Consider the following 21328-nt stretch of genomic DNA (forward strand, 5'->3'; position numbering starts at 1 on the left):
AATGTCTAGACCGATCCAGTCAGGACGGCGCGTCCCCGCGGGTCGCGACCGAGACGCAGGCAGTGAGCGATGACGACCGGTTACGCCTCGGTCCTGTAGCGGTCCTCCTCGTAATACGTCTCGAGAAGGGCCCGCAGTGCGTTCCGGAGGTGGAAGTGAATCGTCGACGAGGAGACGTCGAACGACGCGGCGATGTCTTCTGCGGTGCTCTCGCGTGGCCACTCGAAGTACCCGGAGAGGTACGCGCTGTGGAGGACGTCGACCTGCCGGTCGGTCAACCGATCGGCGAGCGACTCCCGGAACTGCTGTACGGTCCTGACGGGCCGGTCCAGTTCGCTCTTCCTGACGAGTGTCGCCCCCGGACAGGCGTCTTCGAGAGTCGAGACGAGCGGTCGTACCTCGATGTCGGACGCGATTTCGGCGACGATGCGGGCGACGCCGCCGTCCGCGGACGCGGACCGTATGGTCGCGCCGTACGCGGCGAGGACCTGTATCGCCGACCCCCCGACGACGTGGAACTCGAACAGGCCGCCATCCGTACCCCCGGTAATCGTCCTGACGGAGGTGATTCCCGGTGCTCCCTCGGCGCGTTCGACCAGCCGCTCGGCTGGGACGCCTTCGACGTCGACGTAGAAGACGAGTTGGTCCGAGTCGGCCGGGACGAGTCCTTCGAGGTCGAGTCGGCAGTCGAACTCGGCAGAGATGGCGTGAAAGAACATCTCCGCGTCGTCGACCTCGAACTCCAGTTCGGTCGCCGTATCGGTCAGCAGCGTCTTGCGGGTCTCAGCGGCGCGAATCGCGCGACCGATCATCTGTCCGAGTTCCCCGAGGACCGTCAGGAACTCCTCGTCGAACACCGATGGGTCGTCAATAAACAGCAGGAGGACGCCGTAGGCGACGTTTCCGGACGTCAGCGGGACGGCGACGACGGCTCGACAACCCGCGTCCCGGAACGTATCGTACCACGACCCGGCGTCGCCGCGCGCGTCGGCGTCGCGGTCGACCCGGACAGTCCCCGTCGCGGTCGCCGTATCTATCAGATCGCTGATGAGTGGGGCGTCGACGTGGTCGCCACCGTCGAGGTCGGTCTGACTCTCGGTGGTGCCGGCACGCCTGCGTACCCGGACGCTGTCGCCGGACGACCGGTCACAGATACAGGCCGCGAGGTACGACTCCTCGACGGCGAACCGCTCACAGACGTTGTGCTCGATAGCGTCCCGGTTCGTCGTCGCGGCGACCTCGGTGTTGATGTCCCTGATGACGGCGTTGAGTCGAGAGAGATCGGATAGCCGCTCGTTCTGCCGTTCGAGTCGTGCTTCGCGTTCGGTCTGTCCTAACCCCACCTCGGTGATGGCCGTCAGTATGCCGGCGTATCTGTCGGTTCGGTCGTCGAAGGCAGTCTCAGAGCGAGTCGCGAACACCAACACGCCGTATTCGCCGAGCGCTTCGACCCAGCCACGCTGGACGCGCGACGGGACCGGCAGTCGGTGCGCGAACGAGGCGTCGAACGCCGTCGATTGCCCGCTCGCGAACGATTCCCAAAGCGGGTTCTCCAAGCCGGTGACAGCGGCGGGGTCGTCCGGTGTCTCTCCGTCGGCGGCGCACGCTATCGGTCGGAGGGTCCCGTCCTCCTCGCCGGGTACGTAGACGCAGGCGAAGGTCAGCCCCAGCGCGTCGATGGCCGTCTCGACCGATATCTCGGCGACCGCTTGGCTAGTGGTCGCCCCGAGCATCGCCTGTGCGGCCTCGTTGAGCGTCCGCCGCAACTGCTCGCGTTCCTTCCGTTCGGTGATGTCCTCGGCGATGCCGGCGACGCGGACGACGTTCCCCTCGTCGTCGGTGATAGACACCGCTCGGTCCCGAATCCACCGCGTCGTCCCGTCCGGGCGCCGTATCCGGTACTCCTCGTCGTACTCGCCGGTCGGCTGTCGGTCGAGTGACGAGCGGACCCGTGCCCGGTCTTCGGGGTGGACGGCGTCGAGAAACGCAAGGGGCTCCTCGGAGAGGCGTTCGCGGGGCTGTCCCCAGACCGCCTCGTAAGCGGGATTGACGTATATTATCTCCTCTTTGTCCGGGTCGCTCATCCAGACGACCTCCTCGATGTTGTCGAGTATCTGGCGGAACGGCGGGTCACCCTCGAACGCGCCCGGTGAACCAGTGGTACCGTCGTCTGCCGTCGCTACGGTGCCGTCTGCTCGGCAGTCGACGCCCTCGCTCCGGTAGACCCGTGGCGAGAGGTCGGCGTCCCGGCACGCATCGAGAAAGTCCGTCAGCGCAGCACTGTCGGGGGCCCGGAGTTGGAAGACCCACTCACAGGCCGTGGCGTGGGCACGCTGGAGGACGACGCCGTGCCCCCGCAGCAGCGAGAACACGTCGGTCTCGTCGAACGACCACGTGACTCGATACCGGACGGTGCCGTCGTCGTCCCGGTGACGCCTCGCCGTCTCGACGGCCCGGTCCGCCCGGAGCGCCGTGTCGAACGCATCGGGGTCGTCAGTCTCGACCCGGAGATACGGCGTCAGTCCGCCGTCGGTGTAGACACACGGTTCGAGTTCGACGCGGGTCGATTCGCCGACGGCGACTGCGTCGGCTATCCCGACCGTGTCTGTCGGGAGACCGATACGCACGTCGACGGTCATACTACCATCGTCGACGAAGGCGGCACAGTGATCCGAGTCGATATCCCGGGTGCTACCGACCGCAGTTCGGCCCCGAAATCGAGGGTACGTAGTGCTGTAGTTCGAAGCATAGGTCTCGGTTGGTAGTGCCCCACTCGACCGTCGTGACGACAGCGGGGTGCGGGCGGGTCAGACCCTTCGCCGGCATCGCCACGCCTTTGTCGAGGAGCCCAATGTCAGATGTATGTGTAATAAGTTTATACCTTTCAGTCTTTTCATCACTGTCAGTGATCAAGGTGGCCGCTTTTCAGTTCGGCCCCCGGACCGTCTAGCATGAGCGACGACACCGACCCGACGAGACGGAACCGCCTCGACGCAGCGGAGAGTCCGTACCTCCGGCAGCACGCCGACAACCCGGTAAACTGGCAGCCGTGGGACGAACAGGCACTCGAAGCAGCCCAGGAGCGAGACGCCCCTATCTTCCTCTCGATCGGCTATGCCGCCTGTCACTGGTGTCACGTCATGGAGGAAGAGAGCTTCGAGGACGAAGCGATCGCCGAGACGCTGAACGAGCACTTCGTCCCGGTGAAAGTCGACCGAGAGGAGCGCCCGGACCTCGACTCGGTGTACATGAGCATCTGTCAGCAGGTCACCGGCGGCGGCGGGTGGCCGCTGTCGGCGTGGCTCACCCCCGACGGCAAGCCGTTCTACGTCGGGACGTACTTCCCGCCCGAGGAGAAGCGCGGGCAACCGGGCTTTCACGACCTGCTGCAACGACTCGCGAACTCGTGGTCGGACCCCGAACAGCGCGCGGAGATGGAGAATCGCGCCCAGCAGTGGACCGACGCCATCGAGAGCGACCTCGAAGCGACGACCGGCGACCCGAGCGACCCCGAAGAGAACCTCGTCCAGACGGCGGCGACCATCGCACACCGGGGTGCCGACCGAGATAACGGTGGGTGGGGGTCTGGCGGTCCGAAGTTCCCGCAGACGGGGCGCCTCCACGCGTTGCTCCGCGCGCACGCCGACGGCGGTGGGGAGGACTACCTGAACGTCGTCGAGGAGACGCTGAACGCGATGGCCGACCGGGGTCTCTACGACCACGTCGGCGGCGGGTTCCACCGCTACTCGACGGACCCGCAGTGGGGCGTCCCCCACTTCGAGAAGATGCTGTACGACAACGCCGAGATTCCACGGGCCTTCCTCGCCGGCTATCAGGCGCTGGGCAACGAGCGCTACGCCGCCGTCGTCCGGGAGACGTTCGCGTTCGTCCAGCGGGAACTCCAGCACGAGGACGGGGGCTTCTTCAGCACGCTCGACGCCGTGAGCGCGCCGCCCGAGGACCCCGACGGCGAGACGGAAGAGGGCGCGTTCTACGTCTGGACGCCCGAACAGGTCCACGCGGCCGTCGCCGACGAGACGGCCGCCGAGGTCTTCTGTGAGTACTACGGCGTCACAGAACGCGGCAACTTCGAGGGTGCGACCGTGCTGGCGGTTCGCAAGCCCGTGCCCGTCCTCGCCGAGGAGTACGACCTGAGCGAGGACGAGATTACCGAGAAGCTACGGCAGGCGCTCGACGAGACGTTCGCGGCCCGCGAGGACCGACCCCGGCCGGCCCGTGACGAGAAAGTGCTGGCCGGGTGGAACGGCCTGATGATCTCGGCGCTCGCCGAGGGCGCCGTCGTGTTGGACGACGGCTACGCCGACGTGGCCGCCGACGCCCTCGGATTCGTCCGCAAGCACCTGTGGGACGAGGAGTCACAGCGCCTCCAACGCCGGTATAAGGACGGCGACGTGGCAATCGACGGCTATCTGGAGGACTACGCGTTCCTCGCTCGCGGCGCGTTCGACCTGTTCGAGGCGACGGGGAACGTCGACCACCTCGACTTCGCGATGGCCCTCGCCGAGGCCATCACCGATGCGTTCTGGGACGAGGGGGAAGAGACGCTGTACTTCACCCCCACCGGCGGCGAGGCGCTGGTCGCTCGGCCACAGGAACTCACCGACCAGTCGACCCCCTCCAGCACGGGCGTCGCCGTGGAACTCCTGCTTGTACTCACGCACTTCAGGGACGACGACCGGTTCGGCGACGTGGCCGAGAAGGTCCTGCGCACGCACGCCGACCGCGTCTCCGCGAACCCGCTCCAGCACGCGTCGTTGACGCTCGCGGCGGACACCTACGAACAGGGGTCGCTGGAACTGACCCTCGCGTGTGACCCGACGAACCCGCCCGTCGAGTGGACGGAGACGCTGGCCGAGACGTACGTTCCCCGCCGGTCACTGGCGTGGCGGCCCGACGACAGCGAGACGTTCGACGCGTGGCTCGACGCGCTGGGGGTCGACGAGGCGCCGCCGATCTGGGCGGGTCGCGACGCGGCCGACGGCGAACCCACCGTGTACGCCTGTCGGAACTTCGCGTGTTCGCCGCCGAAACGCGACCTCGAATCGGCCCTCTCGTGGGGCCAGAACTAGTTATTCGAGTTCCGCTTCGATTTCGTCGGCGAGGTAGACGGCGATAGGGACCGGTTCCTCCTCGACGAACCGGGCGACTTCCTCGCCGTCGCGTTCGACGACGACGGTCGGGATGTACTCGATGCCGTACTCCGCCACCTTCGGGCCGGTCTTCGAGCCGTCGTCTTCCTTCTCGGTCGGGTAGTGGTGAATCTTCGATGTGGGGACGTCGGCGGCTTCGAGCGCCGCACCGAAATCCGGCAGTTGTGCTCGACAGTCCTTGCACCAGTCGCCGCCCCAGACGTGGTACTCCAGTTCGGCGGCGTGGCGGGTGAGGACGTCGACGGTGTCGGAGTAGGCGTCTTTCACCCAGACCGGGTTCGGTTCCATCGTTTCGAGCGGTCCGCTCTCACTCATAGCACCCCGTAGCGCGGCGAGTGGCTTGAACCCCCCGACTGTTCAGTACCGTTCGAGACGGGAACGGAGGCGTTCGCGGAGGAGCGTCCGATGACAGCGCTTGCGCTCGCCCTCGAAGCAGACGAGTACGACGGTTTCGCCGTCGCGAACCCGCGCACAGAGGTCGTCGACGGCACGCTTTGCCGCCTCGCTCTCGTCGAGGTGGGTCCGATAGCGGTCGGCGAAGTCGGTCTCGTCCCACGCCGCGTTGTGCGCGCCCTCCTCGCAGAGGCCCTGCAGCTGTAGGTCCTCGGCACGCTGTTTCGTCTCGTCGAGGAGGTCTGCCGGCGGGCCGAGTTCGGGGACGTTCTCGTCGACGGCGGCGTGGAACCATCCGGTCGGTTGGCGGACGACGCCGACCAGCGTCTCGTCGCCGGCGAGGTCGGCGAGGTCGTGCTGAATCGCCGCGACGTACGTGTCGCTGACAGCACCGCTCATGTACGACCAGTCGCGCAGACGGCGGAAAAGCCTGCCGGGAACGAGCACCACCCACAGGAATCGGGGGCTCCACTAGGGGTTTAAGCGGGGGTGGCGTACGCGACAGCAATGCACGAGACACTACACGCGTCTATCACCGACGCCATCGGGTCGCCGCTGGTGTCGGTCCGCGCCCCCGAGGGCGCGACAGTCGCCGCGAAGGTGGAGTCGTTCAACCCCGGTGGCTCCGCGAAGGACCGCCCGGCGGCGTTCATGATAGAGGCCGCCGAGCGAGACGGTGCCCTCGAACCGGGCGACACCCTCGTGGAACCGACCAGCGGTAACACCGGTATCGGCATGGCGATGGTCGGGGCCGCGAAGGGGTACGACGTCGTGCTGGTGATGCCGTCCTCGAAGTCCCCGGAACGCCGCGAGATCATGCGGGCCTACGGCGCCGACATCGAACTCGTCGAGGGCGACATCTCCGCCGCGAAGGACCGCGCGGACGAACTCACCGAGAAGAGCGAGTACGTCCAGTTGCGCCAGTTCGAGAACGCGGCCAACCCGCAGGCCCACTACGAGACGACGGGGCCGGAGATTCTCGAACAGGTCGGGGACCGCACCGTCGACGCCCTCGTGGCCGGCGTCGGCACGGGCGGCACCATCACGGGCACCGGCCGGCGACTCCGTGAGGCGTTCCCCGAACTCGACGTCGTCGCCGTCGAACCGGCGGACAACGCCGTCCTCTCGGGGATGGAACCGGGCACCGGCGAGGACAGTTTCCAGGGGATGGGCCCCGGGTTCGTCAGCGACAACCTCGACGTGGACCTGTTAGACGACGTGCGAACGGTCGAACTCGACGACGCCGAGGCGGAGTGTCGTCGCCTCGCCCGCGAGGAGGGAATCCTCGTGGGTCAGTCCTCGGGTGCGTCGAATCTCGCGGCCCGCGAGGTTGCCGGGGAACTGGTCGAGGCGGGCGTCGACGACCCCCTCGTCGTCACCGTCTACTGGGACAGCGGCGAGCGCTACATGTCGACCGGGATGTTCGACTGACGCAAGCGCCGAGCGTCGGTTGTGAACTGCTCGCTCGCCCACTCGCTCATCGCCCCGGTGTCGTTTCGACGACGATGTGGCTGACCGTCGGGGGACACGTCCGAAAGCGTCTCGACGACCGGTGTCCCGTCGAGAACTGCGGAATCGATGTCCACGTCGCCGGGGTTCAGCACGCACCGGTTGGGCCTGCGTGAGTGTGGCGGGTCCGTCCGGTCGAACCGACCGTCCCTCTGACAGCCACTCACATCGCGGACAACCGGACACCCATCGCGCCTTTCGCCGCCTCAGGCCCCGAACTCCGACTCGGTGACGCGAACGACCAGCGTATCGTCCACCTCTCGCAGGTCGTACTCGGGGATTGTGTCGCCGGTGCGGGTCAGTAACATCGGTTCGACGAGGCGTGGGGGGCGTTCCTGTGCCGGTTCGACCGCCGAATCGCCGTCCGTGTCGGGTTCGCCGGTGGTCGACTCGCCCGCTTCGTCCGTCTCGCTCTCGACGATGCCGTACACTTTCAGGAACCGATCGGTGTCGGCAGGGGCTATCTCGTCGTCCCTGACTGCCGTCGCGAGGGCCCGCGAGAGCCACTCCGTCTCGCTGATAGAGGGCTCTCTGACGAAGGCGGCGTCGACGAATCGGACGAGGTACCAGTTCAGGTCGTTCAGGAGGGCGACGGCGGCACCGAGACTCACCGTCTCTAGCCTGAGTGCGTTCTCGAACGGTTCCCGCAGATCGTAGGTCGCGAGCGCGTTCCGGGCGGTCTCTCGCGAGAGCAGTTCGTACTGGAGGTTCACGTCCTCGCTCCCGACGAGACAGACCTGCGTCATGGCTCGTCCGTGGCCCGCCCCGGAGATTTAGCTTTCGATAGCCACGACCGTCCGACGCCGCGCACACTCCCGCGCACGCTCGAACAGCGTATCGGGCTCCACCGACCTGAGCGCATCCAGCGACGCGTTCGTCTCGGGGAGTTCCGGAGCGACCCGGTTACATCCGGTGTCGACCGTCGAGTCCTCGAACGTGCCGATGTCCCGAGCGAGGGTCGTTATCTCGGCCTTATCGAGCGTCAGGTTGGGCCGGTGGACGGGTAGGTCCGTCGCCACGTCGGTAACGGCGACGTTCGCGCTGGTCTGACTCGACTTCTGTCCGATGGCCTCGCCGGTGACGACGCCGACGCTCCCCTCGTCCTCGGCGACGGCTTCGGCCGTCGCGAGCATGAACCGGCGCAGCGAGAGCATCCGCAGGCCGTCCAGTTGCTCGGCGAGGTCCGCGACCACGTCGCCCGCGTCGACGACGTGCATCGCCATCGACTCGTTCGGGGCGTACGAAGCCAGCGTCTCGACGGTCGCTCTCGCCCGGGCCCGGTGGTCAGGGCCCCCGTAGTCGCCCAGGTCGACGTACACCGGGACCACCGGACAGCCCCGTCGCATCAGCTTCCACGCGGCGACCGGCGAGTCGATACCGCCGCTTATCAGCGCGACCACTGGCCGTTGCGTCCCGAGCGGCATCCCGCCCGGCCCCGCCCGCTTCTCCAGAAAGACGTACGCCTCCTCGGCGCGACACTCGACGAACAGACGAAAGTCGGGGTCGTCGAGGTCCACTTCCGGAGTCTCGCCGAGCGACTCGATAGCGTCCCAGACGACGGCACCGCCCGCCGACTCGATGTCGGTACTGGCGAAGGGGTGGGCGTCGCTGGGACCGGCCCGCCGCGCGTCGACGGCGAAGGGGCCGCCGTCGTAGTGGGATTCGGTGGCCGCCGCCAGCGCGTCTTCGATGGCGTCGAGGGTCGGGTCCACGACTGCGGCTGGCGAGGCGGAGACGACGCCGAAGGTGTCGGTCGCGGCGTCGGTGACTCCCTCGGGGTCGTCGGTGTGGACGAACAGCCGGTTCCGTCGCTGCTCGACGTCGCCGGTGAGCCCTCGGGCGTCGAACATCGCGGCGAGGTTCTCGGCGAGGCGGTCCTCCATCTTCCGGCGGACCTGTTCGCTCTTGACGCCTATCTCACCGTGGCGGACGATGACGACGTCGGCGTCGGGCGGGTGCATACCCGCCCTTGCCGAATCGCGGATAAATGGGTGTCGGCTTCGCCGACTCAGTCGTCCGCGGCCTGTTCTTCGAGGTGGTCGGCCACCTGTGCCATCTTGACTTTGAACTCATCGAGGTCTGTCTCCTGAGCGTGGAGCATGGCGCTGTACCGCGACGTGAGACTCGCCAGCGAGGTGGTCTCTGCGAGTTCCTCGTCGGTCGCCCCGTGCATCGCCGCCGCCTTGCGGTGGAAGTGGATGCAGTACGGACACTTGATGTTGGCCGCGACGGCCAGCCCCATCAGTTCCCGATACTTCGGCGGGATCTCGGACTCGCCGACGGTGTACTTCTGGAAGAAGTGCCACTCGCCGACCATGTCGTCCTCCGGAATCGTGTCGAGCGGTGGTGGGACCATCCCGAACGTCTCCGTAATCTCTTCTTCTACATCTGCGGGTTGTTGTTCTGTTGCCATGATTGGTGGTCGGTCGCTGTTCGGTCGCTGTTCGGTCGTGCGGTACTGCGGTTCGGGGTCGGTATCGCTCGTAGAAGTTGCCCGGTCGACGAGATAGTTATGTGCTGACATTTGTCACTACAGACGGAGTCGGGTCGGCCTAGTCGCTAGTATATGACAGTATTTCCTCACGTCCGCCGTCGCCGAACGACGCTCGCGGTCGGTGGAACCCCTCGGAGAAACGAGCCGGTACAGTCAGCTAACGGACGAGACCTCAGAACGTCGAGACGTCGCCCTCGATGACCTTGCGGGTCACGTCGGTGACGCTCGCGAGTTCCGCGTCGACGGCCTCGCGTACCTCGGCTTCGATGTCGCTCACGGCGACCCCCTCCTCGGTGACGAGCATGGCGTCGGCGACGTGTGGTTCGTCGATGGGCGAGCCGATCTGAGAGAGGAGGCGAAGCTGGAGCTGGCGGATGCCGTCCACTTCGTCGACGACGGACTCGGCGATTTCCGTCGAGAGCAGGTTGTAGATCTTCCCGATGTGGTTCACGGGGTTCTTCCCGGAGGTAGCCTCCATGCTCATCGGACGGTTCGGCGTGATGAGGCCGTTGGCGCGGTTGCCGCGGCCGACGGAGCCGTCGTCGCCCTGTTCGGCGCTGGTGCCCGTGGTGGTGAGGTAGATGGACTCCTCGTCGTAGTCGTCGGCGGTGTTGACGTGGACGGTCACGTCGCGGTCGGTGTACTCCGTCGCCAGCGTTTCGACGTACTCGCGGACGTCCTCGACGGCCTCCTCGTAGGCCAGCAGGTCCTCGACGTGTTCGTCGACCATCGCGACGGCGACGGTGACGTCGATGTGGTCGCCCTCGCGCTTGCCCATGACCTTCACGTCCTGTCCGACGACGGGATTGTCGACGGCGTACTCGCCGGTGAGTTTCCGCTCGGTGTTGTAGACGATTTGCTCCGTCTCCGAGAGGGGTGCGTGGCCGACCCCGTAGCTCGTGTCGTTGGCCATGGGGACGGTCCCCTCCTCGCCGAAGACGCTCTGGAGGTCGCCCGACCCTTCGCCGAGTTCCACGTCGACGATGATGTCGCCGCCGACGTCGAGGTACGGAAAGTTCTCGTCCAGATACTCGCGGGCGGCTTTCAGGGCGATGCTCTCGGCGGGAATCCGCTGGCCCTCGTACTCCTTGGTCGCGCGGCCGACGATGAGGAGGTAGATGGGTTCGAGGACTTCCCCGCCGCCGTAGGCCGGGGCCGCGGTGCCGGCGACGAGTTGCGTCTCGTCGGTGTTGTAGTGGAGGACCTTGCCCACGCGGTCGAGGTACGTCTGGGCGAGCGCACGGGAGACGCTCTCGGCGACGCCGTCACAGATGGAGTCGGGGTGGCCGATACCCTTGCGCTCGACGATTTCGACGTTCTGGTCCTCGACTGCCAACCCGCTCTCGGGCTGGACGTGGATGTTCCGGTCGGTCATTGCTCGGACCTTCGCTGTGCCCGCTTCTATAACTTACGGGAACCGCTCGACGAAGAAAGATTACCTTCACGCATCCTCGAGCAGTAAGCCGAGGTACGACGTCCGGGTCTGGTCCTCGGGGTCCAGTCCGAGCGCTCGAAGCACCTCGTAGGCGCCCTCCCGGGCCGGTTCGACCCCGCTCTCGTCGGTCTCCGTCTCGACCTCCACGAACTCGCCGACGCCCTCGACGTCGTCAAGCGTGATCGTGTAGCCCTCGTAGCGGTAAAAGCGCCGGTCCTTCCGAACTGTCGCGGCGGGGTCGAACCCGAGCTGCTCGAAGATGGCGTCGGCCTTCTCGCCGTCGGTAACGCCGGTCTCGACCTCCTCGCGCGTCTTCGACTCGGCCTCCACGAGTGGCCCCTTGTAGGTGATGCGGGCCGTCGTCGCCCCGTCGCGCGTCTCTCGGCGGACCCGGAGCGCCTCGTCCGTCTCCGCGAAGTCGCGGTGCGGTGCGTCGTAGTAGGTGTCGACCTGCAGGACGTCGCCGGTCTGTTCGGCCCCGAGTTCGTCCAGTCGCTCGGCGACGGCCGCGAGGTCGGCGGCGACCTTGACTTCGACTTCGTACATGGCTGTGTGCTCTGTCGGGTCGGGCAAAAGCGATTGCATCCGTCGTCGACACCCGGTGGACATCGGGCTACTGTGACGGGCGAGGGGAGTAACGGCCACCTACCGCGGACCGCGAGTTTTAGTGTCCTCGCCCACCGGGTAGGGGTATGGACGGTCGCTACGACCCCATCGAGTCCCCCGACGAGACGACCGTCTTCCCCTATCACGACCTGACGCCGCCGACGACGGCCGACGTGGCTCGCGCGCGCAAAGTCGTCCGTCAGCACCTCCCGACCACGCCGCTCGTGCGGAGCGAGACCCTTTCGTCCGACCTCGACGCGGAGGTCTACCTCAAACGGGAAGATACGCTCCCCACCGGCGCGTTCAAAGTTCGGGGCGGCGTGAACCTCGTCTCGTCACTCTCCACGGAGTTCCGCGAGGCGGGCCTCATCACCGCGAGTTCGGGCAATCACGGCCAGTCTATCGCGTGGGCCGGCCGGGAGTTCGGCGTCCCCGTGACGATCGGCGTCCCAGCGGAGGCCAACGACGGGAAGGTGGCCGCGATGGAGCGACTCGGCGCGGAGGTCATCAGACACGGCCCGGACTACGACGCGGCCCGCGAGCGCATCGAGCAGTTGGCCAGCGAGCGCGGCGCCCGATACGTCCACTCGGGCAACGAACCGAAACTGGTCGCTGGCGTCGGTACCGCGGGGCTGGAAGTCGTCGACGAACTGCCCGAGGTCGACCGGGTGTTCTGTCCGGTCGGCGGCGGCACCTCCGCTGCGGGCTACTGTCTCACCGTCGGCAAACTGACCGACGCCGACGTGGTCGGCGTCCAGTCCGAGGCCGCCCCGGCGATGCACCGCGCGTGGACCGACGGGTCGCTCGAACCCCACGACCGAATGGAGACGACGGCCGAGGGCGTGGCGACGCGCGTCCCGTTCGCGCTCACCATGGACCTCCTCGGCGACGGACTGGCGGACTTCCGTCTCGTCTCGGAAGCAGACATCCGAGACGGCGTCGCGCGCCTCTTCGAGGACGAACGCATCGTCATGGAGGGCGCCTGCGCGACGGCCGTCGCCGCCGCCGTCGAGGCACGGGCCGAAATCGCCGGCGAGACGGTCGTCATCCCCGTCTCCGGCCGGAACATCGACCTCGCGAAACTCGACCGGATGCTCGAAGCGAGCGAGTACTCGGCGTGAGGCCCGACGGGAAACGTTGTTCTTAAGAGTGCCACGACTGACGAACACGGTATGAGCAACGACTCCGAGGCCGAGGACGTAGAAGAAGAAGTAGAAGCAGAGACGGCCGACGAAGAGACCGAGAGCGGCCTGCAGGAGGGCGACGTCGTCAAACTCGCCTACACCGCCCGCACCGTCGAGGAAGGCCAGCTCGTCGACACCACAGACGAGGACGTCGCCGAAGACGAGGGCATCGACACCGAACAGCAGGAGTTCGGTCCCCGCGTCATCGTGCTCGGCGAGAACCACATCTTCCCCGACGTCGAGGAGGACATCTACGGTAAGGAGGTCGGCGACGAGGGCAGCGTCACCATCGCCGCCGCCGACGCCTTCGGCGAGTACGACGAGAGTGAAGTCCGCACCGTCTCGAAGGACAAGATTCCGGAAGACGACCGCTACCCCGGCGCACACGTCGACGTCGACGGCGAGCACGGGCACGTCGAGACGATCATCGGCGGCCGCGCCCGCGTCGACTTCAACCACCCGCTGGCCGGTGAGGACGTCGAGTACGACTACGAAATCGTCGCGGAAGTCACCGACCGCGAGGAGAAGGCACAGGGCATCATCGAGATGATGCTCGACATGAAGCTCGACCTCTGGTTCGAGACGGACACCGTCGAGGAAGAGCAGGTCGTCGAGTCCGACGACGACGATGAGGGCGAACCCGAGTACGAGACCGTCGAGGTCGAGAAGGACACGCTCTACATCGAGGCCACGCCCCAGCTAACGATGAACCAGCAGTGGATGATGGGCAAACAGCAGATCGCCCAGCAGCTCACGCAGCTTCTGGACGTCGACCGAATCATCGTTCAGGAAGAGCTCGGCGGCGGCATGGGCATGGGCATGGGCGGTATGATGGGCGGCATGGGCGGTGCCGGTGGCGCCGACATCGAGGAAGCGCTCGAAGACGCCGACGTCGACGCCGAGGAGATCGTCGACGAGATCGAAGGCGCCGAAGAGTAACTCGACAGTCGAACTTCTCCGTCTTTTCGACCCCCGTAGTGACGCCTATCGGGGGATTGCCCTATCCGTCATTCGACCGCCACATTTCGGACAGCTGAGGCCCCGGCTGGACGCCGTCGTCCGGAACGAACAGCTGTCGCACTCGAACTGCTTTTGCTCTTTGGCGAGCGGGTCTCGACCACTCATGTAGATTGAGTAACACCTCTTGCATGATAAGCATTAGCACTGAATTATCATGGTCGCCGGACGAGGCGGTGAGTACACTGTCGGCGGAGAGAGGGTCACAGGCCGCGAGCGTGGCCGTCGTCAGGCGATGTCCCGACTCGTGTCGATGCTGACCTCTTCGACGAGGTCCAGTTTGATGACGTCGTTGGGCGCCCGGCCACCCCGGAACTTCGGGATGGCCAGCCGATTCTCCACCTCGTCAGTGTTCGTCGTCGTCTTGAGCTGGAACACCACGTCGGCGAAGTGTTCGGTCGTGTCCCGAAGCGGCGGGACGTCACGTCCGTCCAGACAGTGGAGGATCGCCAGACTACCGGTGTTGACGATGTGGTTCTGCAGGTCGTTCATGAACGCGCGGAAGCGAGAGTGGGGTTCTTGGGCCTCCAGCACGTCGAGCGGGTCGACGATGAGGTTCGACGTCTCCGGGAGCGCCGAGACGAGTTTCCCCGCGTTGTCCAGTGGCGCCTCGCCGGAGATGTGTCGGACCGTCGGGTCGCCGGTGTTGGCCGGCGTCTGTTCGATGCTGGCGACGACGGACTGGGCCGTTCGGTCGAGCGAGAGCCACAGCGTCCCGCGTGTGGCGGTGAGTTCATAGAGGAACAGTTCCGCCTGGCTGGCCGGCTGGGCGGTGAGGGCGACGATACTTCCCGCTGGAATACCCCCGTCGAGTTTCCTGTCGAGAACGTCGATGCCCGTTCGGAGCCGGTTCACCATGCCGTTTTGAGACAAGCATACCCACCTGATTAAATATTCCGCTTGGACAGGATTTTCGCACATTTCAGGTATCGAGACGCCGATTCCGCGGTTTCGAGTGGAGGATCTGGCAGTTCCGGAACGTGTACGACGTACTCACAGTCGAACAACGGCGTCGGGTCCGTCGTGCCGTCGCTTCTGGGAAGCAGGAGTACTGACGGGGTCGCGTCGAGTTGGCGAGCCATCGCCGACGTCTTCGTCGTGTCACGCAGACTCTGTGCGACTGGCGTCGAGACGAGGAGCGTCCGGTCGGCCGCGCGAAGTGGCACAACGGCGTCGGGACCGGCCCCGGCCGCACAGTCGAGCACGACGGGACGGTCACACTGCCGGAGACGGCGGAACGCCGACGCGGCGGTCGACGGGTCGGAACCCCGACACGGAAGGACGTCCACGCCGGCGAATCGAGGCGAGCGCTGTGCGACGGCGGCAGGTCGCTGACCCTCGGCGACGGCGGTGAGTCCCGCGACACGGTCGGTCTCGGCCCGGTGATGGACGTCGGGCATGTCGAGGTCCGCGTCGACGACGAGCGGTCGCTCGCCGAGGGTCGCCAGGGCACGGGCGAGTCCCAGCGCCGTCGTCGTCTTCCCACAGCCACCTTTTCCACCGGCGATAGCGAGCATGGCGGGGCTGGCTCCGTCTCGGGATTTGAACCTTCGCCTCCCCGTGTCGGGAGATTCAAGAGCGTCGGGGGCGCGGTACCGAGTAAGATGCGGCACGACCACATCATCAGCGCGAAACAACTGTCGCGGGCCGACATCGAGGAGGTGCTCGACCACGCGGCCGCCATCGCAGCGGACCCGGGTGCCTACGCGGACCGGCACGCCGATACGTTGCTCGGGATGCTCTTTTTCGAACCGAGCACGCGGACCAAGATGAGTTTCACGACGGCGATGAAACGGCTAGGCGGCGACATCGTCGACATGGGTTCGGTGGAATCGTCCAGCGTCAAGAAAGGCGAGTCGCTCGCCGACACCGTGCGCGTCGTCGAGGGGTACGCCGACGCGCTGGTCCTCCGGCATCCGATGGAGGGGTCGGCGAAGATGGCGAGCGAGTTCGTCGACGTGCCGCTGGTCAACGCCGGCGACGGCGCGGGCCAGCACCCGACACAGACCCTGCTCGACCTCTACACGATCCGTGAGAACGCCGGGTTCGACGACCTGACCATCGGTATCATGGGGGACCTGAAGTACGGTCGCACCGTCCACTCGCTGGCCCACGCGCTGACGAACGTCGACGCGCGCCAGCACTTCGTCAGTCCCGAGTCGCTGCAGTTGCCGCGGTCGGTCCGGTACGACCTGCACCAAGAAGGTGCCGAGGTCCGAGAACACACCGAACTCGACGAGATTCTGCCGGAACTCGACGTGCTCTACGTCACGCGCATCCAGCGCGAGCGGTTCCCCGACGAGAGCGAGTACCGCGAAGTCGCGGGTCAGTACCAGATAGACAGCGAGACGCTGGCCGCCGCGAAAGACGACCTGACGGTGATGCACCCGCTCCCGCGAGTGGACGAGATCGCCCACGACGTGGACGACACGGACCACGCCAAGTACTTCCAGCAGGCCCACAACGGCGTGCCGGTACGGATGGCGTTGCTTGACCTGATGCTCGGAGGTGAGCCAGAATGACCGACGACGACCAACAACTCCGCGTCTCGAAGATTCGCAACGGCACCGTCATCGACCACATCACCGGCGGACAGGCGCTTAACGTCCTCGCCATCCTCGGCATCGACGGCACCAGCGGCGAGTCCGTCTCCGTCGCGATGAACATGCCCTCGGACCGCCTCGGCAAGAAAGACATCGTGAAAGTCGAAGGCAAAGAGCTCTCACAGAACGAAGTCGACGTGCTCTCGCTCATCGCCCCCGCCGCCTCTATCAACATCGTCCGCGACTACGAAGTGATCGAGAAACACCGCGTCGAGCGCCCGTCGGTGGTCGAGGGCGTGCTCGAATGTCCGAACCACAACTGCATCACGACCGAGGACGAACCCGTCCAGTCCCGCTTTGCCGTCGTCGAGGACGGCGTGCGCTGTGAGTACTGCGACACCATCATCCGCGACAATCTGCCCGCGCACATCCTCGCGGACTGAGTCTCCCGATTTCGACGCGCCGTTCTCAGGGGACGACCGTCTCTAACACCCAGTCGTCCGGCGTCGCCCGTCGCACCTCGAACGGGTCGAACGCCTCGCGCGAGGCCTCGGCGAGGCGGCCGAGGAAGGGGCCGACCGGGTTCGGGTCCCGGTCGCTCACGAGGACGAACTCGTCGCCGCTGTCGAGTTCGGTGAACGTCTCTCGGACCCGGTCTTTGCGCGCTTCCGGCGACAGACCACGGATGTCGACGGCGTGGTCCGGCACCGCCACCTCGCCAGCCGTCTCGATGGACTCCGTAACGGCGTCGCCGAGGTCCGCCATCGCCTCGGGGACGTCGCCGGGCGCGGGCGTGCCCTGCAACTCGTGGGTGAACGGCAGTTCCGCCAACACGGGGGCGTCGAGGTCACCGAGGGCGTCGTCCTCGAAGAGGTCGTTCGGTTCGCCACAGCAGTCACAGACGTACTCGGCCATGTTGACGACCGTTCCGAGGACAGGCACGTCGTTATCGCGGAACAGTTCGACGGTGCGACTGGTGTCGCTGACGCTGGCGTGGAACGGCGTCGTCACGACGACCACGCCGTCGACCGGCACCTCCTGTAAGGTCGTCAGGACGACGTCGCCGGTTCCCGGCGGAAGGTCGACGACGAGGACGTCGTCGTTGCGCCACGCGGTGTTCGTAAAGAGGTCGTCGAGCGCGTCGTGGGCCATCGCGCCCCGCCACGCCAGCGGTGCGCCGTCCTCCATCAGGCCGACGCTCATCACGTCCATCCCGTCGGTCCGAATCGGGAGGGGGTCGCCCTCGTCGCTGGAGTGAACCGGCCCCGAGACGTCCAGCAGTCCGGGCACGTTCGGGCCGTGGATGTCGGCGTCGAAGAGGGCCACGTCGTTGTCCGCCGCCAGCGCACACGCGAGGTACGTCGCCGTCGTGGACTTGCCGACGCCGCCTTTCGCGCTGGCGACGGCGACGATGTGGTCGAACGATTCGACGCTCTCCCGGTCCTCGCTGGACGGGGTCGCGCTCTCGACGTGGACGCTCTCGACGCCGTCGACGTCGTCGACGGCCCGCAACATGGCCTCTATCACCTGATTGCTCGTATCGCTGTCCAGCGAGGTCAGGTCTGTCTCGACGGTCACCTCGCCGTCCTCGGCGACGACGTTCTCGACGAACCCCGCCTCGAAGACGGAGAGGTCGGCCTTCGGGTCGCGAACCTTGCGCAACTGTGCCTCGACGCGGTCGGTCAGGGTCGTTCGGGCGTTCTCGGTCATCGTGGTGGGATGGGAATCATAGGTCGGGCATCCGGTTCAGTCGGTCCTCGCCGGGGAGGAGGCGAGCGTCGGCCTCCAGTGTGCCGCCGAACTGCCGACGGAAGCGACCGGGGTCGGCCTCCAGCGAGCGCTCGGCGGTCTGTCGCACGACGGTCGCCGGGTCGTCGGTCAGTTCTCGGAGTCTGTCGCGGGCGGCGTCGGCGTCGACGCCGGCTAACATGTGGGCGGCCCACTCGCGGAGGCGTTCGCTCTCGTCGTGGCTCAGGCCCAGTAGGGTGTCGGCCATCGCTTCCCCGCGGAGTTTGAACAGCGAGATGGCCGCGTTCCGCCGGACGGCGTGGTGATCGTCCGCGTCGAGCGTCTCGGCGATGTCGTCCTCGTGGGCCTCTCGCGCGAGGTTGTCGAGCGCGACCACCGCCTCGGCGCGGACCCACGGGTCGGGGTCGGAGAGCAGTTCGACGGCGACGGCGGCGGCCCGTTCGTCGCCGTGGCCGGTCAGGGCCTCCACCGCGAACTGCCGGACGTCGCTGTCGTCGTCAGTCGTCGCCGCCTTCGCGAGGCCAGCGACCACCGCCTCCTCGGTGGGGACGTCCTGCAACGCGAGGGCGGCCCGTCGCCGGTCGACGTGGCTCCCGTCGGCGAGGTCAGAGAGCAGGTCGGCGACGTCCGAATCCTCGACCGGTTCCGTGTCGGCGGCCGCCAGTTCTTCGGGCGTGGCCTCGCCGATGGTCACGTCCTCGCGACTCACCTCGATGTCTTCCAGCGCGTCGATGTCGGTGTGCATCCCCGGACTGCGCTCGGGGTCGAGTTGCGGGTCGGGGTCCTCCGCGAGGTGTTTCTCGAACTCGTCGTCGCCACAGCCACCGTCACCGCAGCCACAGTCGTCGCTCATCGACCAACCTCCAGCGAGACGAGCGCCGCGACGCCGAGGGCGAAGGGGACCGCCCGGCCGAGGGTCACCGGGACGCCCGCGAACGCGAGCAGTGCAACAGCGGCGAGCAGTGCCCAGCGTCGCTCGCGACCCGCGGCGCTGGCCGTCGTGACCGCGCCGCCCGCCGCGAGAGCGACGACGGGAAGCGAGGTGCCGACGGCCCCAGTGCCGACCAGCGTCACCGCGCCGGCGACGAACGGCATCGAGAGGCCGACGACGACGACGGCGCCGAACGCGAGGCACCCGCGGACGAGCGCCGAGGTGTCGGTGGCCGCGACGACCGGCGTGACGCCGATGCCGGCCAGCGCCAGCGTCGACGCGAGCGGTCGGAGCGACGCGACGCCGCCGACGCCGCTCGCGAGGCCGACGGCGAGAGCGAGACCGAGCAACCCGGCGACGGCGCCGGTCCCGGCGTCCAACTGGCTGCGGTGCGCGACGGTCACGACGGCGGTGCCGGCCACCACGGCGACGGCGGCGGGCGTGGTGACCGCTGGCGAGACCAGCGAGAGCAGGCCGAAGACGCCGACGAAGAGGAGTCCGACGCCGGCGACGGGGGTCCGCTCGGTGAGACCCACGACGAGCGCGGCCAGCGCGGCCAGCGCCGTCGCCGCGGGCGTCAGCAGACCGACGGGGGCCGTCGCGGGCGCCGTCGGGACGTTGACGATGAGCGCTGCGAGGAAGCGCCCGGCGAGGGCGACCGCCGCGAGCGCAGTCGCGGCGACGGCGGCCCGCCGGTGATCGACACCGGCCATCCGGGGGAGGACCGCCCGGAGCGTCGGGCGCGTGCTCATCGCCGACCCTCCAGCCGTTCCGCGAGGTCGTTCCTGTCCGCGCGGACGAACGCCTCCAGCAGTTCGCCGAGCGCGCCGTAGACGTCGGTCCCGGGTTCCTCGGCGAGACGGTCGGCGACGCCGGCGGCGGCGTGGCCGAGGTGGCGGTCGTGAAAGTCCAGCCGCGCCGTCGCGGCGTCGTCACCGACGGCGGCCTCCCGGCGGGCGAGGTAGCCCGCGAACTCCAGTTCGTAGGCCAGCGCGTCGTGGTTGTCGCGCTCGTTCTGGTCGATTTCGAGGCCGTAGTGGCGGTAGGCTCGCGCCAAATCGAGGTTCACGTCGTTCCACGACTGGTCGGGCCGGTACTTCGACTCGTACAGCGGCACCGGCGGCCCCTCGGCGTCCAGCGACCCGTCGGTTCGGTCGGTGTACTCGCTGTAGCCCAGTTCGAAGACGTCGTTGTACCGGGCCGCGAGCGTCTCGTAGTCGTCGTCGGTGGCGAGTTCGGGGACCGTCAGGTCCAGCGAAGTCTGCTCGGTGCAGGCCCGCACGTCCGCGTCCAGCGACCCCTCTGCTGCCGCGGCGTGGAACGCCTCGTCCGGATACCGGAACGCCTGTGCCAGCACCCGGTACACCGTCCCGCGGGCGGCCGCGTCCGGGTCGACGTCCTCGACCCCGTCGCTGGCGGCGGCCATCAGCGCATCCCCCCTCTGGCGCGGTGGACGCCGAAGGCCGTCACGGCGACGACGCCGACGATGGCGATGCCGGCGACGGTCCACAGTACCGTCTCGTAGGGCGGTCCCTCCGGTCCGGGCCCGAACGGGAAGTAGTGCCACTCGCTGACAGACTTCCGACCGGCCCGCTCGCTGTTCGACCCGTTCCAGACGGCGAAGGCCACGTCCACGTCGCCGTCGTCGGCAATGGTCGTCCGGTTCGCGCCGGACGCGCCCACGTCACGGGTGTAGACGACGGTCCACGTCGCGTTCTCGCCGCTCCCGCGGTGGACGGCCGTCGCGTTCACCGACGGGTTCTGGAACCGCGTGGTCGACCCGGCCCCGCCGGCTAACAGTTCCTCCGTTCCGGTCGCCCCGCTCCAGTACCAGACGTTGACGCGGTTGGTCGGGCCGCCCATCGCTATCGGCGGCCGGGAACTGGTGTTGACCGGGAACTGGACGGCGACGGAGTCGGCGAACGCCCGCGTCTCGTTGGTCGCCACGTCCCGGGTGGCGTCGTGCCACTGGAGACGGAGGTGCAGTTGACCGTCGCCGCGGGCCGCCTGCACGTGGACCCGTTCGACGCTCGTCTGGTCGGCGTTGGGGACGCTACTCGGGGCGCTGGCCAGCGGCACCGTCGCCGCCGGCACGTCCTCCCAGCCGTCGGTAGTCGGCCCGGAGAGGTCACCGGTGGCCGGTGCGACCGGGATCTCGTGTGCTGGGCGTGCGCTCGCCAGCGGCGCCGCCACCGCCGAGAGCGTGACGAGGACGGCGACGACGGCCGCCACCAGCAGGGTTCGCCGTCGTTTGCTGGTGGTGTCACGCATCCTCGAACACCTCCAGAGCGAAGCG

At 67.5% G+C, this 21328-nt stretch carries 23 protein-coding genes; 6 read left to right on the plus strand and 17 right to left on the minus strand.

All coding sequences use genetic code 11. The features are described from left to right. Positions 1 to 80: 80 nt before the first annotated feature. The gene (locus tag NDI85_RS04000) at positions 81 to 2639 is read right to left on the minus strand and encodes a bacterio-opsin activator domain-containing protein (RefSeq protein ID WP_310914980.1); all 2559 of its coding nucleotides are present in this window, start codon (positions 2637 to 2639) and stop codon (positions 81 to 83) included. A 312-nt stretch (positions 2640 to 2951) separates the two neighbouring features. On the opposite strand from NDI85_RS04000, the gene NDI85_RS04005 reads away from it, so the two are divergent. Beyond that, positions 2952 to 5090, plus strand: a complete 2139-nt coding sequence (locus NDI85_RS04005; RefSeq protein ID WP_310914981.1) for a thioredoxin domain-containing protein — start codon at positions 2952 to 2954, stop codon at positions 5088 to 5090. On the opposite strand, the gene NDI85_RS04010 is transcribed toward NDI85_RS04005, so the two are convergent. Then, a complete protein-coding gene (locus NDI85_RS04010) occupies positions 5091 to 5486 on the minus strand; it encodes a thioredoxin family protein (RefSeq protein ID WP_188994416.1) in 396 nt (131 codons plus the stop codon). A gap of 42 nt (positions 5487 to 5528) precedes the next feature. Then, entirely contained in the window at positions 5529 to 5963 is a 435-nt protein-coding gene (locus NDI85_RS04015) for a DUF488 family protein (RefSeq protein ID WP_310914982.1), read from the minus strand. Between the two features lie 108 nt (positions 5964 to 6071). On the opposite strand from NDI85_RS04015, the gene NDI85_RS04020 reads away from it, so the two are divergent. Next, complete coding sequence (locus NDI85_RS04020; protein ID WP_310914983.1) at positions 6072 to 6995, plus strand: PLP-dependent cysteine synthase family protein; 924 nt, start codon at positions 6072 to 6074, stop codon at positions 6993 to 6995. Here the strand turns inward: NDI85_RS04020 and NDI85_RS04025 are convergent. From NDI85_RS04025 to cyaB, 6 genes are all read right to left on the minus strand, one after another. Then, positions 6968 to 7150 (minus strand): hypothetical protein, encoded by a 183-nt coding sequence (locus NDI85_RS04025; RefSeq protein WP_310914984.1) that lies wholly within the window; start codon positions 7148 to 7150, stop codon positions 6968 to 6970. The genes NDI85_RS04020 and NDI85_RS04025 overlap by 28 nt on opposite strands. Positions 7151 to 7279: 129 nt before the next feature. Beyond that, positions 7280 to 7819, minus strand: a complete 540-nt coding sequence (locus NDI85_RS04030) for a DUF5804 family protein (RefSeq protein WP_310914986.1) — start codon at positions 7817 to 7819, stop codon at positions 7280 to 7282. 27 nt (positions 7820 to 7846) lie between these two features. Then, on the minus strand, positions 7847 to 9034 hold the full coding sequence (locus tag NDI85_RS04035) for a tRNA sulfurtransferase (protein ID WP_310914988.1): 1188 nt from the start codon (positions 9032 to 9034) through the stop codon (positions 7847 to 7849). A 47-nt stretch (positions 9035 to 9081) separates the two neighbouring features. Further along, complete coding sequence (locus NDI85_RS04040) at positions 9082 to 9597, minus strand: carboxymuconolactone decarboxylase family protein (protein ID WP_310914989.1); 516 nt, start codon at positions 9595 to 9597, stop codon at positions 9082 to 9084. Between the two features lie 142 nt (positions 9598 to 9739). Beyond that, positions 9740 to 10942 (minus strand): methionine adenosyltransferase, encoded by a 1203-nt coding sequence (locus NDI85_RS04045; RefSeq protein WP_310914990.1) that lies wholly within the window; start codon positions 10940 to 10942, stop codon positions 9740 to 9742. Between the two features lie 66 nt (positions 10943 to 11008). Then, positions 11009 to 11548 (minus strand): class IV adenylate cyclase, encoded by a 540-nt coding sequence (gene cyaB, locus NDI85_RS04050; protein ID WP_188994408.1) that lies wholly within the window; start codon positions 11546 to 11548, stop codon positions 11009 to 11011. Positions 11549 to 11694: 146 nt separating this feature from the next. On the opposite strand from cyaB, the gene NDI85_RS04055 reads away from it, so the two are divergent. Both NDI85_RS04055 and NDI85_RS04060 read left to right on the plus strand, forming a co-directional pair. Further along, positions 11695 to 12729 carry a threonine/serine dehydratase gene (locus NDI85_RS04055; protein ID WP_310914991.1) on the plus strand — a complete coding sequence of 345 codons (1035 nt, stop codon included), beginning with the start codon at positions 11695 to 11697 and terminating at the stop codon, positions 12727 to 12729. 51 nt (positions 12730 to 12780) lie between these two features. Beyond that, positions 12781 to 13731: a peptidylprolyl isomerase gene (locus tag NDI85_RS04060; protein ID WP_310914992.1), complete on the plus strand. Its 951-nt coding sequence runs from the start codon at positions 12781 to 12783 to the stop codon at positions 13729 to 13731. A 45-nt stretch (positions 13732 to 13776) separates the two neighbouring features. On the opposite strand, the gene NDI85_RS22290 is transcribed toward NDI85_RS04060, so the two are convergent. From NDI85_RS22290 to NDI85_RS04070, 3 genes are all read right to left on the minus strand, one after another. After that, entirely contained in the window at positions 13777 to 13917 is a 141-nt protein-coding gene (locus NDI85_RS22290) for a rubrerythrin-like domain-containing protein (RefSeq protein WP_188994405.1), read from the minus strand. A 120-nt stretch (positions 13918 to 14037) separates the two neighbouring features. After that, positions 14038 to 14667: a transcriptional regulator gene (locus tag NDI85_RS04065; protein ID WP_166969463.1), complete on the minus strand. Its 630-nt coding sequence runs from the start codon at positions 14665 to 14667 to the stop codon at positions 14038 to 14040. A 29-nt stretch (positions 14668 to 14696) separates the two neighbouring features. Then, positions 14697 to 15326, minus strand: coding sequence for a P-loop NTPase (locus tag NDI85_RS04070; protein ID WP_310914993.1), 630 nt, complete (start codon positions 15324 to 15326; stop codon positions 14697 to 14699). A gap of 87 nt (positions 15327 to 15413) precedes the next feature. Between NDI85_RS04070 and pyrB the strand changes: the two genes are divergently transcribed. Continuing rightward, complete coding sequence (gene pyrB / locus NDI85_RS04075; protein WP_166969459.1) at positions 15414 to 16331, plus strand: aspartate carbamoyltransferase; 918 nt, start codon at positions 15414 to 15416, stop codon at positions 16329 to 16331. Further along, positions 16328 to 16795, plus strand: a complete 468-nt coding sequence (pyrI, locus tag NDI85_RS04080) for an aspartate carbamoyltransferase regulatory subunit (RefSeq protein WP_188994401.1) — start codon at positions 16328 to 16330, stop codon at positions 16793 to 16795. Before pyrB ends, pyrI begins: the two co-directional genes overlap by 4 nt. A gap of 25 nt (positions 16796 to 16820) precedes the next feature. Here pyrI and NDI85_RS04085 read toward each other — a convergent pair whose 3' ends face one another. Genes NDI85_RS04085 through NDI85_RS04105 form a run of 5 tightly spaced genes read right to left on the minus strand, consistent with a single transcriptional unit; the run spans position 16821 to position 21303 of the window. Next, positions 16821 to 18062: a P-loop NTPase gene (locus tag NDI85_RS04085; protein ID WP_310914994.1), complete on the minus strand. Its 1242-nt coding sequence runs from the start codon at positions 18060 to 18062 to the stop codon at positions 16821 to 16823. Positions 18063 to 18078: 16 nt separating this feature from the next. Next, positions 18079 to 18954: a HEAT repeat domain-containing protein gene (locus NDI85_RS04090; protein ID WP_310914995.1), complete on the minus strand. Its 876-nt coding sequence runs from the start codon at positions 18952 to 18954 to the stop codon at positions 18079 to 18081. Beyond that, positions 18951 to 19784: a phosphate ABC transporter permease gene (locus NDI85_RS04095; protein WP_310914996.1), complete on the minus strand. Its 834-nt coding sequence runs from the start codon at positions 19782 to 19784 to the stop codon at positions 18951 to 18953. Before NDI85_RS04095 ends, NDI85_RS04090 begins: the two co-directional genes overlap by 4 nt. Beyond that, positions 19781 to 20458, minus strand: coding sequence for a molecular chaperone TorD family protein (locus NDI85_RS04100; RefSeq protein WP_188994395.1), 678 nt, complete (start codon positions 20456 to 20458; stop codon positions 19781 to 19783). The genes NDI85_RS04095 and NDI85_RS04100 overlap by 4 nt, the downstream gene beginning before the upstream one ends. Continuing rightward, a complete protein-coding gene (locus NDI85_RS04105) occupies positions 20458 to 21303 on the minus strand; it encodes an ethylbenzene dehydrogenase-related protein (protein ID WP_188994393.1) in 846 nt (281 codons plus the stop codon). Before NDI85_RS04105 ends, NDI85_RS04100 begins: the two co-directional genes overlap by 1 nt. Between the last annotated feature and the right edge of the window lie 25 nt (positions 21304 to 21328).

Origin of the sequence: Haloarcula sp. S1AR25-4 (assembly GCF_031624555.1) — an archaeon.
Classification (GTDB): Archaea; Halobacteriota; Halobacteria; order Halobacteriales; family Haloarculaceae; genus Haloarcula; species Haloarcula pellucida.